14 protein-coding genes are annotated in these 24,239 nt (G+C 52.2%); 7 read left to right on the plus strand and 7 right to left on the minus strand.

All coding sequences use genetic code 11. The features are described 5' to 3' along the window. Positions 1–22 precede the first annotated feature (22 nt). A complete protein-coding gene (gene yfaL, locus AACS80_RS12530; protein WP_138183809.1) occupies positions 23–3,763 on the plus strand; it encodes an AIDA-I family autotransporter adhesin YfaL/EhaC in 3,741 nt (1,246 codons plus the stop codon). Positions 3,764–3,901: 138 nt separating this feature from the next. On the opposite strand, the gene ubiG is transcribed toward yfaL, so the two are convergent. After that, positions 3,902–4,624, minus strand: a complete 723-nt coding sequence (gene ubiG / locus AACS80_RS12535) for a bifunctional 2-polyprenyl-6-hydroxyphenol methylase/3-demethylubiquinol 3-O-methyltransferase UbiG (protein ID WP_130207157.1) — start codon at positions 4,622–4,624, stop codon at positions 3,902–3,904. Between the two features lie 146 nt (positions 4,625–4,770). Here ubiG and gyrA point away from each other — a divergent pair, with 146 nt between their 5' ends. The 6 genes from gyrA to AACS80_RS12565 all read left to right on the plus strand — a co-directional run bounded on the left by gyrA (position 4,771) and on the right by AACS80_RS12565 (position 16,824). Then, positions 4,771–7,398 carry a DNA topoisomerase (ATP-hydrolyzing) subunit A gene (gene gyrA, locus AACS80_RS12540; protein WP_001281237.1) on the plus strand — a complete coding sequence of 876 codons (2,628 nt, stop codon included), beginning with the start codon at positions 4,771–4,773 and terminating at the stop codon, positions 7,396–7,398. A gap of 148 nt (positions 7,399–7,546) precedes the next feature. Continuing rightward, the gene (locus tag AACS80_RS12545) at positions 7,547–9,235 is read left to right on the plus strand and encodes a DUF2138 domain-containing protein (RefSeq protein WP_138183810.1); all 1,689 of its coding nucleotides are present in this window, start codon (positions 7,547–7,549) and stop codon (positions 9,233–9,235) included. Continuing rightward, on the plus strand, positions 9,232–9,855 hold the full coding sequence (locus AACS80_RS12550) for a DUF1175 domain-containing protein (RefSeq protein ID WP_131162018.1): 624 nt from the start codon (positions 9,232–9,234) through the stop codon (positions 9,853–9,855). Before AACS80_RS12545 ends, AACS80_RS12550 begins: the two co-directional genes overlap by 4 nt. 23 nt (positions 9,856–9,878) lie before the next feature. Then, positions 9,879–14,393, plus strand: coding sequence for an alpha-2-macroglobulin family protein (locus tag AACS80_RS12555; RefSeq protein WP_205714142.1), 4,515 nt, complete (start codon positions 9,879–9,881; stop codon positions 14,391–14,393). Then, entirely contained in the window at positions 14,394–16,043 is a 1,650-nt protein-coding gene (locus AACS80_RS12560; protein ID WP_138183811.1) for a YfaQ family protein, read from the plus strand. Between the two features lie 4 nt (positions 16,044–16,047). Next, the gene (locus AACS80_RS12565) at positions 16,048–16,824 is read left to right on the plus strand and encodes a YfaP family protein (protein WP_135410187.1); all 777 of its coding nucleotides are present in this window, start codon (positions 16,048–16,050) and stop codon (positions 16,822–16,824) included. A gap of 73 nt (positions 16,825–16,897) precedes the next feature. Here the strand turns inward: AACS80_RS12565 and atoB are convergent, their stop codons facing one another. The 6 genes from atoB to atoS all read right to left on the minus strand — a co-directional run bounded on the left by atoB (position 16,898) and on the right by atoS (position 24,141). Then, positions 16,898–18,082: an acetyl-CoA acetyltransferase gene (atoB, locus tag AACS80_RS12570; RefSeq protein WP_135492829.1), complete on the minus strand. Its 1,185-nt coding sequence runs from the start codon at positions 18,080–18,082 to the stop codon at positions 16,898–16,900. A gap of 24 nt (positions 18,083–18,106) precedes the next feature. Beyond that, positions 18,107–19,429 (minus strand): TIGR00366 family protein, encoded by a 1,323-nt coding sequence (locus AACS80_RS12575; RefSeq protein WP_135410186.1) that lies wholly within the window; start codon positions 19,427–19,429, stop codon positions 18,107–18,109. Then, a complete protein-coding gene (locus tag AACS80_RS12580; RefSeq protein ID WP_130207151.1) occupies positions 19,426–20,076 on the minus strand; it encodes a 3-oxoacid CoA-transferase subunit B in 651 nt (216 codons plus the stop codon). The genes AACS80_RS12575 and AACS80_RS12580 overlap by 4 nt, the downstream gene beginning before the upstream one ends. Further along, entirely contained in the window at positions 20,076–20,738 is a 663-nt protein-coding gene (gene atoD / locus AACS80_RS12585; RefSeq protein ID WP_000850521.1) for an acetate CoA-transferase subunit alpha, read from the minus strand. Before atoD ends, AACS80_RS12580 begins: the two co-directional genes overlap by 1 nt. A 194-nt stretch (positions 20,739–20,932) precedes the next feature. After that, positions 20,933–22,318 (minus strand): acetoacetate metabolism transcriptional regulator AtoC, encoded by a 1,386-nt coding sequence (gene atoC, locus AACS80_RS12590; RefSeq protein ID WP_130207150.1) that lies wholly within the window; start codon positions 22,316–22,318, stop codon positions 20,933–20,935. Then, positions 22,315–24,141 (minus strand): two-component system sensor histidine kinase AtoS, encoded by a 1,827-nt coding sequence (atoS, locus tag AACS80_RS12595; RefSeq protein ID WP_130207149.1) that lies wholly within the window; start codon positions 24,139–24,141, stop codon positions 22,315–22,317. The genes atoC and atoS overlap by 4 nt, the downstream gene beginning before the upstream one ends. Positions 24,142–24,239: the final 98 nt, after the last annotated feature.

Raw genomic sequence — 24,239 nt, forward strand, 5'->3', positions numbered from 1 at the left:
ATTTCTCACAGGCTGTCAGATTATGAATAAAAAACGGATTGTTTTTATCAGGAAAGGATATCTATTAATTATCCCAGCCGTCGTTGCTTGCGTGTTTACGCGTGCAAACGCCGCGTCGCAGGTTCTGGCTTCATGTCAGGGTGTTAACGTGACTGCCAGTTGTCGGGCCAGCTATCAAAGTCTTTCAGGTAGTACACAGACCTGGAATGTTGCTGACGGGCAATGGCTTGTTTTTTCCTCTATGGCAAATGATGCCAGTGGAGGCGCGGTATTTTTACAACAAGATGCTGATTTCACATTATCAGCACAAGACGGAACAGGGATGACTCTGTTTGAAAATAATGCCGTGAGCGGTGAATATAATAATGGCGGAGCTATCTTTGCAAAAGAAAACTCAACGCTGAACCTTACTCAGGTTATTTTTGATAATAACATCGCTGGAGGGTATGGAGGGGCGATCTACTCTGCGGGAACAAATGACGCTGGTGATATTGATCTTAGCATTACCAATGCTGTATTTACGGATAATGTTGCTAATGATGGTAAAGGTGGCGCAATCTATTCGATTAATAATAATGTCTACTTAAATAACACTGTTTTTGATAATAATCAGGCATATACATCAACAAGTTACAGTGATGGTGATGGTGGAGCCATCGATATTACTGATAATAATAGCGATAAAACACACCCATCAGGATTTACCATTATTAACAATACTTCGTTCATAAATAACACTGCTGAAGGTTATGGTGGCGCAATTTATACCAGTAGCACGACTTCTCCTTATCTTATTGATATCGCTGTTGATGACAGCTACAGCCAGAACGGGGGCGTATTAGTAGATGTGAATAACAGCGCATCCGCTTATGGTGAAGACGCTTCGGCAGCAGCTGGAGGCTTTCTGTATACAGGGGCAAGTGAAATCCGTTTTGATGTTGCGGCTGATAAAACCTTGATCATTGGCAGTACAAAAAATGATGGGACTATCGACTCCATTGCGGGGACGGGCGTTATTACCAAAGCCGGAGCGGGCGAACTGGTGCTTAACGCTGATAACAATTATTTTACCGGCGAGATGAGAATTAAAAACGGTGAAGTCACGCTAGGGCGGAATAATTCGCTGATGAATGTCGGTGACAGTCAGTGCCAAAGTAATCCACAAAATTGCTATGGCTTGAGCGTTGGTAGTATCGGACAAACAGATAATCAGGCAGAACTTAACGTCGGTTCGACTCAGCAAACATTTGTACATTCGTTAACGGGTTTTCAGAATGGCACTTTAAATATTGACGCTGGCGGCAATGTTACCGTCAACCAGGGCGGTTTTGCCGGAACTATTCAGGGGGAAGGGCAACTGACTATTGCTGAAAACGGGAGTTATGTACTGGCGGGTGCGCAGTCGATGGCGCTGACCGGCGATATTGTGGTGGAAGATGGCGCAATCCTCTCGCTTTCGGGTAACGCCACGGATCTTGCGGAGATGCAAGACGATCCGCAGTCCATCGTGTTAAATGGCGGCGTATTGGATCTCTCCGATTTTACTACCTGGCAGAGCGGTACGTCAGAGAACGATGGTCTGGAAATCAGTGGCAGCGACGGTACGGTGATTGGTCAGCAGGATGTTGTCGATCTTTACGGTGGCGACGATCTGCATATTGGCGATGACGGGAATAATGGTGTTTATGTGGTGGTGGATGCAGGTGACGGGCAGGTCAGCCTGGCAAATGACAATCAATACCTCGGCACAACACAAATCGCTTCCGGTACGCTGGTGGTGAGCGACAACTCTCAGCTTGGTGATACCCACTATAACCGCCAGGTTATCTTTACTGATAATCAACAAGATAGCACGATGGAGATTAACTCCAACGTTGACACGCGTTCAGATGCGGCAGGCCACGGACGTGATATCGAAATGCGCGCCGATGGTGAAGTGATGGTGGATGCGGGTGTAGACACGCAGTGGGGCGCACTGATGGCTGACAGCAGCGGGCAGCAGCAGGACGCGGGAACCACACTGACGAAAACCGGTGCAGGAACGTTGGAACTGACTGCCAGTGGCACGGCGCAGTCGGCGGTGCGAGTGGAAGAAGGCACGTTGAAAGGCGATGCTGTGGATATCTTTCCTTATGCATCATCGCTGTGGGTCGGTGATGGGGCGACGTTCGAGACTGGTGCGGATCAGGATATTCAGTCTATTGATGTTACTTCCAGCGGCACTATCGACATCAGCGATGGTACTGTTTTGCGCCTGACCGGGCAGGATACTTCCGCCGCACTGGATGCCTCGCTGTTTAACGGCGACGGTACGTTGGTGAATGCCACCGATGGTGTGATGTTGACAGGTGAGCTTAATACCAACCTGGAAACCGACAGTCTGACTTATCTTTCAGACGTGACGGTTAATGGTGATCTGACCAATACGTCCGGTGCGGTTAGCCTGCAAAATGGCGTCGCTGGCGATACGCTGACGGTAAACGGTGATTATACCGGCGGCGGTACGCTACTGCTCGATAGCGAATTAAACGGCGATGACTCAGCAAGCGACCAACTGGTGTTGAACGGTAATACTGCTGGCAACACGACCGTGGTGGTTAACCCCATTACCGGGATTGGTGAGCCGACATCTACAGGCATTAAAGTGATTGATTTCACAGCCGATCCCACGCAATTTCAAAACAATGCGCAGTTTAGTCTGGCGGGCAGCGGCTACGTCAATATGGGCGCTTACGACTATACGTTGGTGGAAGATGATAATGACTGGTATCTGCGCTCGCAAAAAGTCACTCCGACGCCACCGCCCGATCCGGATCCGACTCCCGATCCCACGCCTGAGCCCGACCCAACACCCGCTTATCAGCCTGTGCTGAATGCCAAAGTTGGTGGATATTTTAATAACCTTCGGGCGGCAAATCAGGCGTTTATGATGGAGCGACACGATCACGCTGGTGGCGATGGTCAGACGCTGAATTTACGCGTTATCGGCGGAGATTATCATTACACAGCAGCAGGGCAGTTGGCCCAGCATGAAGACATTTCTACGGTACAGCTTAGCGGCAACCTGTTAAGCGGAGACTGGGGCGATGATGGCCAGTGGATGCTAGGGGCCGTAGGTGGCTACAGTGATAATCAGGGGGACAGTCGCTCAAACATGACCGGAACTCGCGCCGATAACCAGAACCACGGTTATGCTGTTGGGCTGACCTCAAGCTGGTTTCAGCACGGTAGCCAAAAACAAGGGGCATGGCTGGATAGCTGGCTGCAATATGCCTGGTTTAGCAATGATGTTTCTGAACAAGGTGATGGTGCGGATCATTACCATTCGTCGGGGATCGTTGCTTCGCTAGAAGCTGGCTATCAGTGGTTACCGGGGCGTGGTGTGTTAATTGAACCGCAGGCGCAGGTGATTTATCAGGGCGTGCAGCAGGATGATTTTACCGCCGCTAACCATGCGCGGGTGTCACAATCGCAGGGCGATGATATTCAGACGCGGCTGGGATTACACAGCGAATGGCATACTGCGCTTCATATCACGCCAACGTTGGATCTGAATTATTATCACGATCCCCATTCGACGGAAATTGAAGAAGATGGTAGCCAAATCAGCGACGATGAGGCGAAGCAGCGTGGTGAAATAAAAGTGGGAGTAACGGGCAATATCAGTCAGCGAGTTTCGCTGCGTGGCAGCGTGGCGTGGCAGAAAGGAAGCGATGATTTTGCCCAGACGGCCGGGTTTTTGTCGATGACGGTGAAATGGTAATCGCTGTCCGCCCGGCATCGTTGCCGGAGGCGGCGTAAACGCCTTATCCGGCCTACGGGAGCATTTGTAGGCCTGATAAGACGCGCCAAGCGTCGCATCAGGCATTGGCACGGTTGCCGGATGAATCCAACTACAACCTTACTTATTCTGCGTGTGCAGCATATAGTTCACATCAACGCCGGGGCCGAGCTTAAAAGTATTAGTGATCGGGTTATAATGCAGCCCGATCATATGGCGCTCTTTTAGACTGGTTTGATCCACCCAGCCCAGCAATTCTGCCGGTTTAATAAACTTCTTCACGTCGTGCGTGCCTTTAGGCACCATGCGCAAAATATATTCAGCGCCGACCACCGCCATTAGCCACGACTTGCCATTACGATTAAGCGTGGAGAAAAAGACATCGCCACCCGGTTTTACCAGTTGTGCACAGGCTCTGACAACTGACTGCGGATCGGGAACGTGTTCCAGCATCTCCATGCAGGTCACCACATCATACTGCCCGGCATGTTTTGCCGCGTGTTCTTCCACGGTTTCCTGTACGTACTCTACCTGAATACCGCTTTCCAGCGCGTGCAGCTTTGCCACCTGCAATGGCTCAAAGCCCATATCCAGACCGGTCACCGTCGCGCCTTCGCGCGCCATACTCTCGGCCAGAATGCCGCCGCCACAACCGACATCGAGCACCTTTTTGCCAAATAAACCGCCAGCACGCTCGGCAATATAGCCCAGACGCAGCGGGTTAATGCGGTGCAGTGGTTTGAACTCGCCTTCCAGATCCCACCAGCGGGAGGCGACGGCTTCAAATTTAGCGATCTCTTCGTGGTCTACGTTATGGTTTACCGGCGATTTTTCGGCATTCATTGGCACTTCTACTCCGTAATTGGCAAGACAATCGAGTATATCAGGCATTGGATGTGAATAAAGCGTATTGGTTTACCTCAATCTGCGCGGCTGTGTTATAATTTGCGACCTTTGAATCCGGGATACAGTAGAGGGATAGCGGTTAGATGAGCGACCTTGCGAGAGAAATTACACCGGTCAACATTGAGGAAGAGCTGAAGAGCTCCTATCTGGATTATGCGATGTCGGTCATTGTTGGCCGTGCGCTGCCAGATGTCCGAGATGGCCTGAAGCCGGTACACCGTCGCGTACTTTACGCCATGAACGTACTAGGCAATGACTGGAACAAAGCCTATAAAAAATCTGCCCGTGTCGTTGGTGACGTAATCGGTAAATACCATCCCCATGGTGACTCGGCGGTCTATGACACGATCGTCCGCATGGCGCAGCCATTCTCGCTGCGTTATATGCTGGTAGACGGTCAGGGTAACTTCGGTTCTATCGACGGCGACTCTGCGGCGGCAATGCGTTATACGGAAATCCGTCTGGCGAAAATTGCCCATGAACTGATGGCCGATCTCGAAAAAGAGACGGTCGATTTCGTTGATAACTATGACGGCACGGAAAAAATTCCTGACGTCATGCCGACCAAAATTCCTAACCTGCTGGTGAACGGTTCTTCCGGTATCGCCGTAGGTATGGCAACCAACATCCCGCCGCACAACCTGACGGAAGTCATCAATGGTTGTCTGGCGTATATCGATGATGAAGACATCAGCATTGAAGGGCTGATGGAACACATCCCGGGCCCGGACTTCCCGACGGCGGCAATCATTAACGGTCGCCGCGGTATTGAAGAAGCTTACCGTACCGGTCGCGGCAAGGTGTATATCCGCGCTCGCGCAGAAGTGGAAGTTGACGCCAAAACCGGGCGTGAAACCATTATCGTCCACGAAATTCCGTATCAGGTGAACAAAGCGCGCCTGATCGAGAAGATTGCGGAACTGGTAAAAGAAAAACGTGTGGAAGGCATCAGCGCGCTGCGTGACGAGTCTGACAAAGACGGCATGCGCATCGTGATTGAAGTGAAACGCGATGCGGTCGGTGAAGTGGTGCTCAACAACCTCTACTCCCAGACCCAGTTGCAGGTTTCTTTCGGTATCAACATGGTGGCATTGCACCATGGTCAGCCGAAGATCATGAACCTGAAAGACATCATCGCGGCGTTTGTTCGTCACCGCCGCGAAGTGGTGACCCGTCGTACCATTTTCGAACTGCGTAAAGCTCGCGACCGTGCGCATATCCTTGAAGCATTGGCCGTGGCGCTGGCAAACATCGACCCGATCATCGAACTGATCCGTCATGCGCCGACGCCTGCAGAAGCGAAAACCGCGCTGGTTGCTAATCCGTGGCAGCTGGGCAACGTTGCCGCGATGCTGGAACGTGCTGGCGACGATGCTGCGCGTCCGGAATGGCTGGAGCCAGAGTTCGGCGTGCGCGATGGTCTGTACTATCTGACCGAACAGCAAGCCCAGGCGATTCTGGATCTGCGTTTGCAGAAACTGACTGGCCTTGAGCACGAAAAACTGCTCGACGAATACAAAGAACTGCTGGATCAGATCGCGGAACTGCTGCGTATTCTTGGCAGCGCCGATCGTCTGATGGAAGTGATCCGCGAAGAGCTGGAGCTGGTTCGTGAACAGTTCGGTGACAAACGTCGTACTGAAATCACCGCCAACAGCGCAGATATCAACCTGGAAGATCTGATCACCCAGGAAGATGTCGTCGTCACGCTCTCTCACCAGGGCTACGTGAAGTATCAGCCGCTTTCTGAATACGAAGCGCAGCGTCGTGGCGGGAAAGGTAAATCTGCCGCACGTATTAAAGAAGAAGACTTTATCGACCGACTGCTGGTGGCGAACACTCACGATCATATCCTGTGCTTCTCCAGCCGTGGTCGTGTCTATTCGATGAAAGTTTATCAGTTGCCGGAAGCCTCTCGTGGTGCACGCGGTCGTCCGATCGTCAACCTGCTGCCGCTGGAGCAGGACGAACGTATCACCGCGATCCTGCCGGTGACCGAGTTTGAAGAAGGCGTGAAAGTCTTCATGGCGACCGCTAACGGTACTGTGAAGAAAACCGTCCTCACCGAGTTCAACCGTCTGCGTACCGCCGGTAAAGTGGCGATCAAACTGGTTGAAGGCGATGAGCTGATCGGCGTTGACCTGACCAGTGGCGAAGATGAAGTAATGTTGTTCTCCGCCGAAGGTAAAGTGGTGCGCTTTAAAGAGTCTTCTGTCCGTGCGATGGGCTGCAACACCACCGGTGTTCGCGGTATTCGCTTAGGCGAAGGCGATAAAGTCGTCTCTCTGATCGTGCCGCGTGGCGATGGCGCCATCCTCACCGCAACGCAGAACGGTTATGGTAAACGTACCGCAGTGGCGGAATACCCAACCAAGTCGCGTGCGACGAAAGGGGTTATCTCCATCAAGGTTACCGAACGTAACGGTTTAGTGGTTGGCGCGGTGCAGGTAGATGATTGCGACCAGATCATGATGATCACCGATGCCGGTACGCTGGTACGTACTCGCGTTTCGGAAATCAGCATCGTTGGCCGTAACACCCAAGGCGTGATCCTCATCCGTACTGCGGAAGATGAAAACGTAGTGGGTCTGCAGCGTGTTGCTGAACCGGTTGACGAAGAAGATCTGGATACCATCGACGGCAGTGCCGCGGAAGGGGACGATGAAATCGCTCCGGAAGTGGACGTTGACGACGAACCGGAAGAAGAATAATTTCATCGCTTCATGACCGAAGGGAGTAAACATCCCTTCTTCGAAATGAAAAGTCCAGGCTGCAAAGTCTGGGCTTTTGTCGTATTAGGGCGCGCTAAAGGGCGGGTTCGTTCGTCAAAAATGACGGTTATACACAAGGAATGTGGCAATGAGCGGTGAAAAAAAGGCGAAAGGCTGGCAGTTTTATGGCCTTGTAGGTGTCGGTGTTGTTGCGCTCCTTTCCGCGGGCGTCTGGGCATTGCAATACACTGGCAGCGGTCCAGAAAAAACGTTGTCGCCGCTGGTAGTGCACAATAATTTGCAAATCGATCTCAATGAGCCTGACCTCTTTCTCGATAGCGACTCTCTAAGCCAGCTTCCCAAAGATCTCCTTACTATTCCTTTTCTCCACGATGTCCTGAGTGAAGATTTCGTTTTCTATTATCAGAATCATGCCGATCGTCTGGGCATTGAAGGCAGTATTCGCCGCATTGTCTATGAACACGATCTCACGCTGAAAGATAAGCTCTTTTCGTCGCTCTTAGACCAGCCCGCGCAGGCGGCACTGTGGCACGATAAACAAGGCCATCTTTCACATTATATGGTGCTTATCCAGCGTAGTGGCTTGAGCAAGTTGCTGGAGCCATTGCTATTTGCTGCTACCAGCGACAGCCAGTTAAGTAAGACGGAAATCAGTAGTATTAAGCTAAATAGTGAAACCATCCCTGTTTATCAGTTGCGCTATAACGGCAATAATGCCCTGATGTTCGCGACATATCAGGACAAGATGCTGGTGTTTTCCAGCACGGATATGTTGTTTAAAGATGACCAGCAGGATACCGAAGCCACGGCGATCGCAAGTGATTTGTTGAGCGGTAAAAAACGCTGGCAAGCCAGCTTCGGTCTGGAAGAGCGTGCTGCCGAAAAAACGCCAGTACGCCAGCGCATCGTGGTCAGTGCAAATTTGCTGGGTTTTGGCTACCAGCGATTAATGCCTTCTTTTGCTGGCGTACGCTTCGAAATGAGCAACGACGGCTGGCATAGCTTTCTGGCGTTAAATGATGAATCCGCTAGCGTGGATGCCAGTTTCGATTTTACGCCGGTATGGAGCAGTATGCCTGCCGGGGCCAGCTTCTGCGTGGCGGTGCCTTACTCGCACGGTATTGCTGAAGAAATGCTCTCACAAATCGCTCAGGAAAACGACAAGTTGAATGGGGCATTAGATGGTGCCGCCGGGCTGTGCTGGTATGAGGATTCAAAACTGCAAACCCCGCTGTTTGTTGGTCAGTTTGATGGCACTGACGAACAGGCGCCATTGCCAGGGAAACTGTTTACCCAAAATATTGGTGCTCGTGAAAGCAAAGTGCCAGAAGGCGTATTACCGGTAACTCAAACTCAGCAGGGCGAAGCGCAAATCTGGCGTCGCGAAGTGAGTTCCCGATACGGTCAGTATCCGAAATCACAGTCAGCGCAACCAGATCAATTAATGTCGGATTATTTTTTCCGCGTGTCGCTGGCGATGCAAAACAAAACGCTGCTTTTCTCCCTCGATGACACGCTGGTTAATAACGCGCTGCAAACACTGAATAAAACCCGCCCGGCAATGGTGGATGTGATACCCACTGATGGCGTCGTTCCGGTCTATATCAATCCACAAGGAATGGCGAAACTGCTGCGTAACGAAACGCTGACCAGTCTGCCGAAGAATCTCGAACCGGTTTTTTATAACGCCGCACAAACTTTATTAATGCCGAAACTGGACGCTTTATCGCAACAGCCTCGTTATGTCATGAAGCTGGACCAGATGAAACCGGGCGCCGCCTGGCAATGGTTACCAATCAACTGGCAGCCATTATGAGGCGTGGACTGCTGGCACTGATTTGCTGGCTGTGTTGTTTTGTTGCTCATAGCGAAATGCTGAATGTCGAACAATCGGGACTATTTCGTGCCTGGTTTGTGCGCATTGCGCAGGAACAGCTACGCCAGGGGCCAAGCCCACGTTGGTATCAGCAGGATTGCGCAGGTCTGGTGCGCTTTGCAGCGAACGAGTCGCTGAAAGTTCACGATAGCAAATGGCTAAAAAGTAACGGTCTGTCAAACCAGTATCTACCGCCAGAAATGACGCTAACACCTGAGCAACGACAACTGGCACAAAACTGGAACCAGGGGAACGGGAAAACCGGACCTTATGTGACCGCGATTAATTTGATTCAGTACAACAGCCAGTTTATTGGCCAGGACATAAACCAGGCACTGCCAGGCGATATGTTTTTTTTCGATCAGGGCGATGCCCAGCACTTAATGGTCTGGATGGGGCGTTACGTCATCTACCACACCGGAAGCGCCACGAAAACTGACAACGGAATGCGCGCAGTCAGTCTGCAACAACTTATGACATGGAAGGACACCCGATGGATACCCAACGATTCCAATCCCAATTTCATTGGCATTTATCGTTTAAATTTTCTGGCGCAATAGCGGCCTGCCTGTGCCTGTCTCTTGTGGGGGCGGGGCTTGTTAATGCTGACGATTCGCTTCCTTCCAGCAACTATGCGCCGCCAGCCGGGGGAACGTTCTTTTTGCTCGCTGACAGCAGTTTTAGCAGCAGCGAAGAGGCGAAAGTACGTCTGGAAGCGCCGGGGCGCGATTATCAACGTTATCAGATGGAAGAGTACGGCGGCGTGGATGTTCGCCTGTATCGTATTCCTGATCCGATGGCATTTCTGCGTCAGCAGAAAAACCTGCACCGCATTGTAGTACAACCGCAGTATCTGGGTGACGGTCTGAACAATACGCTAACCTGGCTGTGGGATAACTGGTACGGCAAATCTCGCCGTGTCATGCAGCGTTCTTTCTCTTATCAGTCACGGCAGAATGTGACCCAGGCATTACCGGAATTGCAGCTCGGCAATGCCATCATCAAACCTTCCCGTTATGTACAAAACAGCCAGTTTTCACCGCTGAAGAAATATCCACTGGTGGAACAGTTCCGTTATCCACTATGGCAGGCAAAACCGGTTGAGCCGCAGCAAGGGGTAAAACTGGAAGGCGCATCCAGTAACTTCATCTCGCCGCAGCCGGGCAAGATCTATATCCCTCTCGGCAAACAAGAGCCGGGGCTGTATCTCGTCGAAGCGATGGTGGGTGGTTATCGGGCAACAACGGTGGTGTTTGTCTCCAATACCGTGGCGTTGAGTAAAGTGTCGGGTAACGAGCTTCTGGTATGGACCGCTGGCAAAAAGCAGGGGGAAGCGAAGCCTGGATCAGAAATCCTGTGGACTGACGGTCTTGGCGTGATGACCCGAGGCGTCACCAATGACAGCGGCACCTTGCAGTTACAACATATATCGCCTGAACGTTCATACATTCTGGGTAAGGATGCTGAAGGCGGCGTTTTTGTCTCCGAGAACTTCTTCTACGAAAGCGAAATCTACAATACCCGCTTGTATATCTTTACCGATCGCCCGCTATATCGCGCAGGCGACCGTGTCGATGTTAAAGTGATGGGCCGCGAGTTTCACGATCCGTTGCATTCATCCCCTATCGTCAGCGCACCGGCGAAGCTTTCAGTGCTGGACGCCAACGGCAGCCTGTTGCAAACCGTCGATGTCACGCTTGATGCGCGTAATGGCGGGCAGGGGAGTTTCCGCCTGCCAGAAAATGCCGTTGCCGGAGGTTATGAGTTACGCCTGGCTTACCGCAAGCAGGTCTATAGCAGCAGTTTTCGCGTGGCAAACTACATCAAACCACATTTCGAAATTGGTTTAGCTCTCGACAAAAAAGATTTCAAAACTGGCGAAGCGGTCAGCGGCAAACTGCAACTGCTCTACCCGGATGGCGAGCCGGTAAAAAATGCCCGCGTGCAGTTAAGTTTGCGCGCCCAACAACTTTCGATGGTCGGTAACGATTTGCGTTATGCCGGGCGCTTCCCTGTGTCGCTTGAAGGCAGTGAAACAGTTTCAGACGCCAGCGGTCATGTGGCGTTAAATCTTCCCGCAGCAGATAAACCGAGCCGCTATTTACTGACCGTCTCCGCCAGCGACGGCGCGGCATATCGTGTTACCACAACCAAAGAGATCCTCATTGAACGCGGTCTGGCGCATTACTCTCTAAGCACCGCCGCACAATACAGTAATAGCGGCGAGTCGGTTGTGTTCCGTTATACCGCGCTGGAATCTTCAAAACAGGTTCCTGTTACGTATGAATGGTTGCGTCTCGAAGACCGCACGAGCCATAGCGGAGAGCTACCGTCAGGCGGTAAATCCTTCACCGTTAATTTCGAAAAACCTGGCAACTACAATCTGACATTGCGCGATAAAGACGGCTTAATTCTCGCTGGGTTAAGTCATGCAGTCAGCGGTAAGGGCAGCACGGCGCATACTGGTACGGTAGATATCGTGGCGGATAAAACGCTGTACCAGCCAGGCGAAACCGCGAAGATGCTGATTACCTTCCCGGAGCCAATTGATGAAGCGTTATTGACGCTGGAACGCGATCGCGTGGAACAGCAGTCGCTGCTATCGCAACCGGCAAACTGGCTGACGCTACAACGCTTAAACGATACCCAGTATGAAGCCCGCGTTCCGGTGAGCAATTCCTTTGCGCCTAACATCACTTTTTCGGTGCTGTATACCCGTAACGGTCAGTACAGTTTTCAGAATGCTGGGATCAAAGTTGCCGTTCCTCAGCTGGATATCCGGGTGAAAACGGACAAAACCCATTACCAGCCAGGTGAACTGGTCAATGTCGAATTAACCTCGTCGCTGAAAGGTAAACCTGTTTCTGCGCAGCTAACGGTTGGCGTGGTCGATGAAATGATCTACGCGCTGCAACCGGAAATCGCGCCGAGTATCGGCAAATTTTTCTATCCGCTGGGACGTAACAATGTACGCACCAGTTCCAGTCTGTCATTTATCAGCTACGACCAGGCGCTCTCCAGCGAGCCGGTTGCGCCTGGCGCGACTAACCGCAGCGAGCGGCGAGTAAAAATGCTTGAACGTCCACGGCGTGAAGAGGTGGATACCGCGGCATGGATACCGTCGCTAACCACGGATAAACAAGGCAAAGCGTACTTTACATTCCTGATGCCGGATTCGTTAACGCGCTGGCGCATTACCGCTCGAGGGATGAACGGCGACGGACTGGTCGGGCAGGGGCGTGCTTATCTGCGTTCGGAAAAAAATCTCTACATGAAGTGGAGTATGCCGCTGGTCTATCGCCTTGGCGACAAACCAGCGGCAGGGCTGTTTATCTTCAGTCAGCAGGATAACGAACCGGTAGAGCTGGTGAGTAAATTTGCGGGCGACGAGATGCGCCAGACGCTGACACTGCATAAGGGGGCGAACTATATTTCGCTGGCGCAGAACATTCAGCAATCTGGCTTGTTAAGCGCAGAACTGCAACAAAATGGGCAAGTGCAGGACAGCATTAGCACAAAACTGTCTTTTGTTGATAACAGCTGGCCCGTTGAACAGCAGAAAAACGTCATGCTCGGCGGTGGCGATAACGCGCTGATGTTGCCCGAGCAGGCGAGTAATATCCGGCTGCAAAGTAGCGAAACACCGCAGGAGATTTTCCGCAACAATCTTGATGCGTTAATAGAGGAACCCTGGGGGGGCGTGATCAACACCGGTAGCCGTCTGATCCCGCTCAGTCTTGCCTGGCGTTCGCTTGCCGATCATCAAAGTGCCGCCGCTAACGACATTCGTCAGATGATTCAGGATAACCGTCTGCGGCTGATGCAACTGGCGGGGCCAGGAGCGCGCTTTACCTGGTGGGGTGAAGATGGCAATGGCGATGCATTCCTCACGGCATGGGCATGGTACGCCGACTGGCAGGCCAGCCAGGCGCTCGGCGTAACGCAACAACCGGAATACTGGCAACATATGCTCGACAGCTACGCGGAGCAGGCGGATAACATGCCGTTATTGCATCGGGCGCTGGTGCTGGCGTGGGCGCAGGAGATGAATCTGCCGTGCAAAACGTTGTTGAAAGGGTTGGATGAAGCTATCGCCCGGCGCGGAACTAAAACAGAAGATTTCTCTGAGGAAGACACCAGCGATATCAATGACAGTTTGATCCTCGATACACCGGAATCTCCGCTGGCAGATGCGGTGGCAAACGTCTTAACCATGACGTTGCTGAAAAAAGCGCAGTTGAAGTCCACTGTGATGCCACAGGTTCAGCAATATGCGTGGGATAAAGCGGCAAACAGCAATCAGCCGCTGGCGCACACGGTTGTGCTGCTCAATAGCGGTGGCGACACCACCCAGGCGGCCGCTATTTTAAGTGGTTTGACCGCTGAGCAATCCACTATTGAGCGCGCGCTGGCCATGAACTGGCTGGCGAAATATATGGCGACGATGTCCCCGGTTGTATTACCTGTGCCTGCGGGTGCATGGGCCAAACATAAGTTAACCGGAGGGGGCGAATACTGGCGTTGGGTTGGTCAGGGCGTGCCGGAAATTCTCTCTTTTGGTGACGAATTACCGCCGCAAAACGTGCAGGTCCGCTGGCGTGAACCGGCAAAAACGGCTCAACAAAGTAATATTCCGGTGACCGTTGAACGCCAGTTGTATCGGCTTATCCCCGGTGATGAAGAAATGAGTTTTACGTTGCAGCCGGTGACCAGCAATGAGATTAACAGCGATGCGCTGTATCTCGATGAAATCACGCTTACCAGCGAGCAGGATGCAGTTCTGCGCTACGGTCAGGTGGAAGTCCCACTGCCGCCGGGAGCCGATGTTGAACGGAAAACGTGGGGCATTTCGGTCAATAAACCCAACGCCGCGAAACAGCAGGGGCAATCGCTGGAAAAAGCGCGTAATGAAATGGGCGAACTGGCCTATATGGTGCCGGTGAAAGAACTGACGGGAACGGTCACTTTCCGCCATCTGCTGCGCTTCTCGCAAAAAGGGCAATTCGTTCTGCCGCCTGCTCGCTATGTGCGTTCCTATGCACCTGCGCAGCAAAGCGTTGCGGCAGGTAGCGAATGGACCGGAATGCAGGTGAAATAAGTGAACTGGCGCAGAGTCGTTTGGCTATTAACGCTGGTTACCCTGCCGACGTTTGCACAGGAGACGCCGTTACAACTGGCGCTGCGGGGCGCGCAGCATGACCAACTGTATCAGTTATCGTCGTCAGGCGTGACAAATGTCTCGACGTTACCTGACACGCTCACCACGCCGTTAGGGAGTTTGTGGAAACTGTATGTTTACGCCTGGCTGGAGGATACCCATCAACCGGAGCAGCCATACCAGTGTCGCGGCAACTCCCCGGAGGAAGTTTATTGTTGCCAGGCTGGGGAGAGCATAACGCGCGATACCGCGCTGGTACGCTCCTGCGGACTCTATTTTGCACCGCAGCGGTTGCACATTAGCGCGGATGTATGGGGGCAATACTGGCAACAGCGTCAGGCTCCGGCGTGGTTAGCATCTCTTTCTACGCTGAAACCAGAAACGTCGGTAACCGTTACATCGCTGCTTGATTCATTAGCGACTTTACCCGCGCAAAACAAAGCTCAGGAAGTCTTACTGGATGTTGTGCTGGACGAGGCGAAAATCGGTGTTGCGTCTATGCTCGGTAGTCGTGTGCGGGTGAAAACCTGGAGCTGGTTTGCCGATGATAAACAGGAAATCCGCCAGGGTGGTTTTGCCGGATGGTTAACTGATGGCACGCCGCTGTGGGTTGCAGGTGGTGGCACCAGCAAGACAGTACTGACCCGTTATGCGACGGTACTTAATCAGGTTTTGCCTGTGCCGACGCAAGTTGCCAGCGGGCAATGTGTACTGGTGGATCTGTTTGCTCGCTATCCGTTGAAGAAAGTCACTGAGGAAAAGAGCACGACGGCAGTAAAACCTGGTGTGCTCAATGGGCGCTATCGTGTGACGTTCGCCAATGGTAACCACATTACGTTTGTTAGCCGTGGTGAGACGACGTTACTGACGGAGAAGGGCAAACTGAAATTACAGTCGCATCTCGATCGTGAAGAGTACGTTGCCAGAGTTCTGGATCGCGAGGCGAAAAGTACGCCCCCTGAGGCAGCGAAAGCCATGACCGTGGCGATTCGCACTTTTTTACAGCAAAACGCCAATCGGGAAGGCGATTGCCTGACCATTCCCGACAGCAGCGCCACGCAGCGTGTTTCTGCTTCGCCAGCCACCACGGGGGCGCGAACGATGACCGCCTGGACGCAGGATCTCATCTATGCGGGCGATCCGGTTCATTATCATGGCAGTCGCGCTACCGAAGGCACGCTTTCCTGGCGGCAAGCCACGGCCCAGGCGGGGCAGGGAGAGCGTTACGACCAGATACTCGCGTTTGCTTATCCCGACAACAGCCTTAGCCGCTGGGGAGCGCCACGCTCAACCTGCCAGTTATTACCCAAAGCGAAAGCCTGGCTGGCGAAAAAAATGCCGCAGTGGCGGCGTATATTACAAGGCGAGACGGGGTACAACGAACCAGACGTGTTTGCGGTCTGTCGTTTAGTCTCAGGTTTCCCCTATACCGATCGGCAGCAGAAACGGCTGTTTATTCGTGACTTCTTTACGCTTCAGGATCGGCTGGATTTAACCCATGAGTATCTGCACCTGGCCTTTGATGGTTATCCCACCGGGCTTGATGAGAACTATATCGAAACGCTGACCCGACAATTATTAATGGACTAATGCTATGCGAAAGATTTTTCTTCCGTTGTTACTGGTGGCGCTTTCGCCTGTCGCTCACAGTGAAGGTGTGCAGGAAGTCGAGATTGATGCACCGCTCTCTGGCTGGAATCCGGCAGAGGGCGAAGATGCCAGTTTTTCACAATCGATCAATTACCCGGCGTCGTCCGTCAACATGGCAGATGATCAAAATATCTCAGCTCAGATCCGCGGCAAAATAAAGAATTATGCTGCGGCGGGCAAAGTCCAGCAGGGGCGACTGGTGGTCAACGGTGCCAGTATGCCGCAGAGAATTGAGTCAGATGGTTCTTTTGCGCGCCCTTATATTTTCACGGAAGGCAGTAACAGCGTGCAGGTCATCAGCCCAGATGGGCAAAGCCGACAAAAAATGCAGTTTTACTCAACGCCGGGCGCTGGAGTGATCCGCGCGCGTTTACGGCTGGTTCTCTCGTGGGATACGGATAATACCGACCTCGATCTTCATGTCGTTACGCCTGACGGTGAACATGCCTGGTACGGTAACACGGTGCTGAAAAACAGTGGTGCACTGGATATGGATGTCACGACGGGGTACGGACCAGAGATTTTCGCCATGCCAGCGCCGATTCACGGGCGCTATCAGGTGTATATCAACTACTACGGCGGGCGCAGTGAAACGGAATTAACTACCGCCCAACTGACACTGATCACCGATGAAGGATCGGTCAATGAGAAACAGGAAACTTTTATTGTACCGATGCGTAATGCTGGCGAGCTGACGCTGGTGAAAAGTTTTGACTGGTGATTAATGGGGTTACCTTCGCTGCCGATGTTCAAGAAAACGCCCGATAACTTTCGCTATCGGGCGTTTTTGTTCGTTAATTCAACCGTTCAATCACCATTGCAATTCCCTGGCCGCCACCAATGCACAGTGTTGCCAGCCCCAGCGTTTTATCGCGTGCCTGCATTGCATGTAATAGTGTGACCAGAATACGAGCACCACTGGCACCGATAGGATGCCCGAGCGCGATGGCACCACCGTTGACATTCACTTTCTCAGGATCAAAGCCCAGTGTTTTCCCTACAGCAAGAAACTGTGCAGCAAACGCTTCATTAGCCTCAATGAGATCAATATCCGCCAGTTGTAGCTCCGCCAGTTGTAACGCTTTTTGCGTGGCGGGAACGGGGCCCATTCCCATCAACGCGGGGGCCACGCCGCCGCTGGCATAACTTTTAATGCGTGCCAGTGGTTTAAGGCCAGCCTCCAGTGCTGCAGATTCTTCCATAATCACCAGAGCGGCAGCACCGTCGTTAATACCAGATGCGTTCCCGGCGGTGACTGTTCCTGCTTTATCGAAGGCCGGGCGTAATGCGCCTAACGCTTCAGTCGTAGAATCCGCTTTCGGGAATTCGTCTTGACTGAAGACGAGGGTTTTCTTCCGAGTGACAACATTTACCGGGACGATTTCGGCTGTAAAAGCACCGGACTCAATGGCGGCTGCCGCTTTACGCTGTGAATGTAGCGCCAATTCATCCTGCATTTCACGGGTAATTCCATACTCTTTGGCAACGTTCTCGGCGGTAATCCCCATGTGATAACCGTGGGTGGCGCACATCAGGCCATCGCGCAGGATTACGTCATAAATCTGTCCGTCTCCCAGTCGATAACCAGAGCGTGCTTTTGCATCGAGCAAGTAGGGCGCTAAACTCATGTTCTCCATTCCACCCGCCACGATGCTCTGCGCCTGACCTGCCTGAATCGCTTGTGCGGCAAGCGCCACGCTTTTCAGACCTGAACCACACACTTTGTTGACCGTGAATCCGCACACCGTTTCAGCTAGTCCACTTTTTAGCAGCGCCTGACGCGCCGGGTTTTGCCCCAGCCCGGCTTGCAACACGTTCCCCATAATCACTTCATCGATATGTTGTGAATCGATTCTCGCGCGTTTAATGGCGGCTTGAATCACCGTTGCCCCCAAATCGATGGCACTGGTGGAGGCGAGAGAACCGTTAAAGCTACCGATGGCAGTACGTACCGCACTGACGATGACACAATTTTTCATTTTTCTTCCTTTTATGAGTTGCCGTCAGAACAGCGTTAAACCAATGACGAAAATGACGCCGGAAAAGAGCAGGGCGGTGATGCAATAGCCCATGATGTCTCGGACACCGAGCCCGGCTATTGCCAGTGCAGGTAGCGCCCAGAACGGTTGTGCCATGTTCATCCACTGTTCACCGTAAGCAATCGCCATGACTGATTTACCCAGATCGGCCCCTAACGCCTGCGCGGCAGGAAGGACGAATGGCCCCTGAATAACCCAGTGTCCACCGCCAGAAGGCACGGCGAAGTTAATTAGCGCAGAGCTAAAAAAGGTCATCAGCGGGAAGGTATCTTTGTTGGCGACATTGATGAAAAATTCGGTGATCAGGCCACCGAGGCCGGAGTGTTCCATCATTAACTGGATCCCAGCATAGAAGGGGAATTGCACCAGAATCCCGGCGGTACTGCGCGCAGCCGCACTTACCGCCCGCATATAGGCCATCGGCGTTTTATGCAACAACAGACCGGCAATCATAAACATCAGGTTGACGGTGTTGATGGTGATGTTGAATCCCTTCTCGGAGAAGTACAGCACCAGATAAGCAATGCCCAGAGCACCAATAATCAACGCCAGGATGCGACTTTCTTCCAGTTTCTCTGAAGGTGGGGCGTCTGCAGGGAGCTTCTTCTGGAAATCCGCTTCTTCCAACAACAGCTTCGGATCGATACTCACCACGTCGGAAGGCTTAGGCGTCATCATGCGGGTGATAAACGGCATCACCATAATCAGGGCCAGGGTGATAAAGATGTTGTAGCCAGTAAACAGGGTATCGCTGACCGGAATTAACCCGGCGACATGCTCAACGGGATTCCCCGGTGTTGCTGCCAGTAGCGGCATTGAGCCGGAAAAACCACCGCCCCAGGTGAGAAAGCCGATGTAGGCGCAAGCGATCAACAACGGATAGTCGGAGCCTGGTACCCGACGTGCAACTTCGCGAGCAAACATTGCGCCAACCACCAGACCGAATCCCCAGTTGATTACGCAGGCGACGGAACCAAAAAAGGTGACCAGCATGACCCCTTGGGTAGGCGTTTTGGCTGCTGACGCCGCAGTACGTAACAAACTTTTCACCGGACCAGAACTGGCGAGTGCATGTCCGGTCACGATGATGAGCGCCATCTGCATCCCGAATGCCAGCAGATTCCAGAAGCCGTCGCCCCAGAGCTTCACCATGCTGACTGGAGTTTGTGGCGTTAGCCAGAGTGCTACTGCAAAGGTGATTAATGTCAGTAGCATGGCGAAGATCAGGGGATCGGGAAGCCAGCGACTGACAAAGCGCGTCATAAAACGCGAGATGCGACCGATCATAGCGCCCCCTGTGGGAGCAAAAGATCATCAGCGACGGCGAACTGCGCTTCAGTTTTGGCACGCACAGTTTCTAAATCACAACCTTCGGCAATTTCAGTGAGCCACATCTTGCCATCGATAAAGCGGAACACCGCCAGTTCTGTCACCAGTATATGAACTGCGTGAAGCGCGGTTAGCGGCATGGTGCATTGACGTAAAATTTTTGCTGAACCATCTTTGGCGCAATGTTCCATGGCAATGATCACTTTGCGCGATCCGGTCACCAGATCCATCGCACCACCCATACCTGGCACCATTTTTCCTGGCACGACCCAGTTGGCGAGATTGCCTTGTTCATCGACCTGTAAGCCACCGAGTACACAGGCATCAATATGACCACCACGAATCAGCGCAAATGACATCGCGCTGTCGAACATCGCTGCGCCGGGTAAAACGCCACACGGTTGTCCGCCTGCGTTAACCAGATCTGGATGCGCTGTTGTGACCGGGCCTAAACCGAGGAAGCCGTTTTCCGATTGCAGAGTAATATGAATACCCTCCGGCAAATAGTTGGCGACCATTGTGGGTAAACCGATCCCTAAGTTAACGATGTCACCATCACAAAGTTCCTGCGCCACGCGGCGCGCAATACGTTGTTTTGCGTCCATTATTTGCTCTCCTGCGGAATGATGATGTGGTCGATAACGGCACCGGGGGTGACAATGTGGTCAGGTTGCAATTCGCCAGTGTCGACCAGTTCGTCGGGTTCCACCAGCGTGATGTCTGCTGCGAGAGCAATCAGGGGGTTAAAGTTGCGGGCGCTGAGTTGGTAGGTGAGGTTTCCGAGTGCGTCGCAACGGTGGGCGCGGATCAACGCCAGGTCTGCCCGCAATGGACGTTCAAGCAACCAGGTTTTGCCATCGAGGGTGAGCGTTTGTTTGCCTTCTTCGACGACGGTGCCGACACCGGTTGGGGTGAGAAAACCACCAAGTCCGGCACCGCCACAGCGAATTTGCTCAATCAACGTACCTTGCGGTACGAGAACGACCTCCATTTCGCCAGAAATCATACGCCGTCCGGTTTCCGGGTTGGTGCCGATATGTGAAGCGATGACTTTGCTGACCCGACCGTTGACGATCAGCGGGCCAGTACCAGTATCAATAAATGCCGTGTCATTGGCGATTAATGTCAGATCCCTGACACCGGACTCCAGTAATGCCTCAACGAGGCGGGGAGGCGTGCCAATTCCCATAAAACCACCAACCATAATGGTCATGCCATCACGAAAGAAGCTGGCGGCGTCCTCTATGCTCATCAATTTTGTTTTCATTTTTTATCCCTCTTGAATACACCGTTGTGGGTACACAGAAGGCATAGCAAGGGGAGTGCCAGAATGAAGTTATTCGATGTCGATTTCTAATGTATTGAAAAAAAGGGAATTAAAAAAATAAGGAGGGAAGGAGGTAATACACTGCTATGCAGAAATTTGCGCACTGTGCAAATTTCTGCATAGCAGTTTTTGTCTTACGTACCAGCTGGATCAATACCGTATTCTTGCAGTTTGTACATTAACGCGCGGCGACTGATACCGAGCATCAGTGCGGTGCGGGTACGGTTTCCCTCCTGTTGCTCCAGCACTTCAATAATGATCCGTTTCTCTTCACGCTTAATCTCTTCTTTGAGATTGCGTTCGCCAACTGGAGTGCTCTTCGCATCGCTATTCAGGCTTACAGACTGGCGAAATTGTGGTGGTAGATCTTCTGCAAAAATCACCGGTCCTGAGTTCATTACCACGGCGCGTTCAATGACGTTGGAAAGCTCTCGGATATTGCCTGGCCACGACCAGCTGGCGAGCAACGACATCGCGCTGGGGTCTATTTCGATAATATCGCGCTGGTTTTCGCTACTGAATTTTTGCAGAAAATGGTTGGCTAACAGGGAAATGTCTTCACGTCTCTCGCGAAGCGGCGGCAATATTAAATGAATTACGTTAAGGCGATAAAAGAGATCTTCACGGAAAGTCCCTTCTTTTACCATCGCGTCCAGGTCACGATTGGTAGCGGCAATAATGCGAATATCGACTTTGATGGTTTGATGACCACCAATCCGTTCAAATTCCCTTTCCTGTAAAATACGCAATAATTTGGCCTGCAATACCAATGGCATTTCACCTATTTCATCCAGGAATAACGTTCCGCTGTCGGCACGCTCAAAAAGCCCCTGACGTAGCGCTTGTGCACCAGTAAATGCGCCCTTTTCATGACCAAAAAGTTCGCTTTCAAGCAGGGATTCTGGTAGCGCGGCACAATTAATTTTAATAAATGGCCCATTGGCGCGTCGGGAGTTGTAATGGATCGCCCGGGCGATCAGCTCTTTACCCGTACCACTTTCGCCGCTGACTAATACGCTGGCCTGGGAGAGGGCGATTTTTGCCGTATCCTTGCAGATTTCCTTCATGGCCAGACTGTTAGTTAATATGTGGCCCCACTGCCAACTGGCGCTTAGCGCTTGATGTAGCTGGCGAATCTCTTTCTTCATTGACTGCAGCTGTAATGCGCGCTGCACGACCAGGTTCAGTTCATCCAGATCAAACGGTTTGATTACGTAATCAAACGCACCGCTGCGTAAGGCTTCCACCGCCGTTTCGACTTCCGCATACGCAGTCATAAGGACAACGGGCGTACGAGGGTTGTGACCACGCATCGCTTTTAACGCGCTGATGCCATCCATTTCCGGCATCCGGATATCCATCAGCACTACGTCCGGCTGCACACGGGTGAAAAGGGGCAAGGCTTCTTGTCCATTACTGGCGCAGTGAGTGTCATAACCCTGCAAAGAAAATGCGGTGGACAACATACGACGCACATTCTCTTCGTCGTCGACAATCAGGATTCGGTAAACAGCATTCATAAGGGCAAATTTTCCTGCGGATCAATCGGTAAGATAAGGGTAAATGTGGCACCACAGCCGGGGAGGCTGGCGACGCGTATATCGCCCTGATGCGCATTAATAATTCGTTGGCTTAGGGCGAGGCCAAGTCCCGTACCGGACGCTTTGGTGGTAAAGAAGGGATCAAAGATTTTTCTCTGTAGTGACAGGTCGATGCCGCAGCCGTTGTCTTCAATGGTGATCGCCTGCTGGTTAGCCGTATACATCCACGTGCGAATGCGGATTTCCCCGCGCGCGGTGATAGCTTGCACGGCATTGATCAACATATTCAGGATTACCTGCTTGAGTAGTTCTCGATCTGCCACGATCGCAGTGAGTGAAGGATCAAGCTCTGTAATAAAGTCGATCCGTGCCTGTACGCCGGAGGTTTGGGCAAGAATCAGCGTCTCTTCGATCAAGGCATTGAGATACACTTGTTGCCACTGGCTTTTACGCGGACGGGAAAAATCCAAAAGCTGCTGAATAACTTTATTAATGGAATCAATCTCATTCAGCACAATTGAGAGATATTCCTTGTGCTCTGACTGGGGAGTCTGTTGGCGAATGATTTGCACGTAACCCCGGATGGCGGTGAGAGGATTGCGCACTTCATGGGCTACGCCCGCCATCAGTTCCCCCAGGGTGGCGAGTCTTTCCGTCTGCGCCAGTCGCCGCTGGCCCTCTTTACGCGCCGTCAGATCGGAAAAAATCACTAAAGCGCCAATCATTTGGCCATGTCCGTCATGGATTCGGCTGGTGGTGGCGCTGATTTCAATGGTTCGGTCGCGTCCGGGATAGCTGATTTCCAGTGCCATATGTTCAATGCCGTGCGCCAGCGTATCGAGGACAGGGCTATAAAAATGGGTGTTGGCAAATAGCGTGGCGTAAGGCTGGCCTACCAGCTCGTGACGTTTGTATCCGGTAATGGCTTCCGCTGCGGGATTCATGGTGATCACATCGCCTTGTCGGTCAATGGCAATCACGGCATCGGCGGCATTTTCAATAATCAGGTCATTGAGTGTTTTCGATTCACGAAGCGCATCGGCAAGGTTATTCACACAACGGCTGATTTGCCCTAGTTCGCCAGGTAGCGGTGGCAATTGCGTAGGATTATTCTGCGCTAGCGTCGACAGACCCGCGGTGATGATATCGATGTTGGCGCTTAAACGACGGGAAAAAAGCACAATCAACAGCAGACTAATCAGCAGCCCGGCAGAAAGGACAATGATTATCCGCACGTCCATTTTCCATGCCTGACGACGAATATCCTCCGTTAATTCATTCGCCCATATATAACCAAGCACGATGCCCTGGCGTTCTATTGGGATCATGGAATTCATAATATCGCCGCGGACTTGCCTGCCGGAAAAGAGTTGTGGCGTGTTGGTTTGCATAACGATATTGCCGGGATGATCCGGGGTGATGCTAATACCTACATTGCTTTGATAGAGTGCCGACGGGGCATAAGTGATAATTGCATCCAGTCCTTTGTGGTAATAGCCAGCCCCGACACCGGGAAATGCTCGGGTAATACGTTCAGTGATGGGAGCCAACTCATGATTCAGTGCCTGGATGCGTGCCTCACGAGGCAGATGTTGGTAAAGCGCAAAGCGTTCTTCCAGTGCGGCGTTCAGCAACTGCACAACTGCCGCTAATTTTTTCTCTTTTTCAGATAAGACCGCTGACCGACCCTCAGTTTCTACGATATAACCAATAGATAGCGTCGGAATGATGACCATCAGGATTGCCATCATAATGAGCTGGTTGCGCAGACGACGTGGGTACAACCACTTCAGAGAGTGCATGCTGGGTATCCGGGTTGGTTTTTCAGGCAAACGACGATTATCAGGGGTTAAGGTAATGATTTCTCGGCGGTGTATCATATTCCAGAGAAGACAGAACA

Source organism: Escherichia sp. E4385, from assembly GCF_963883145.1.
GTDB lineage: Bacteria > Pseudomonadota > Gammaproteobacteria > Enterobacterales > Enterobacteriaceae > Escherichia.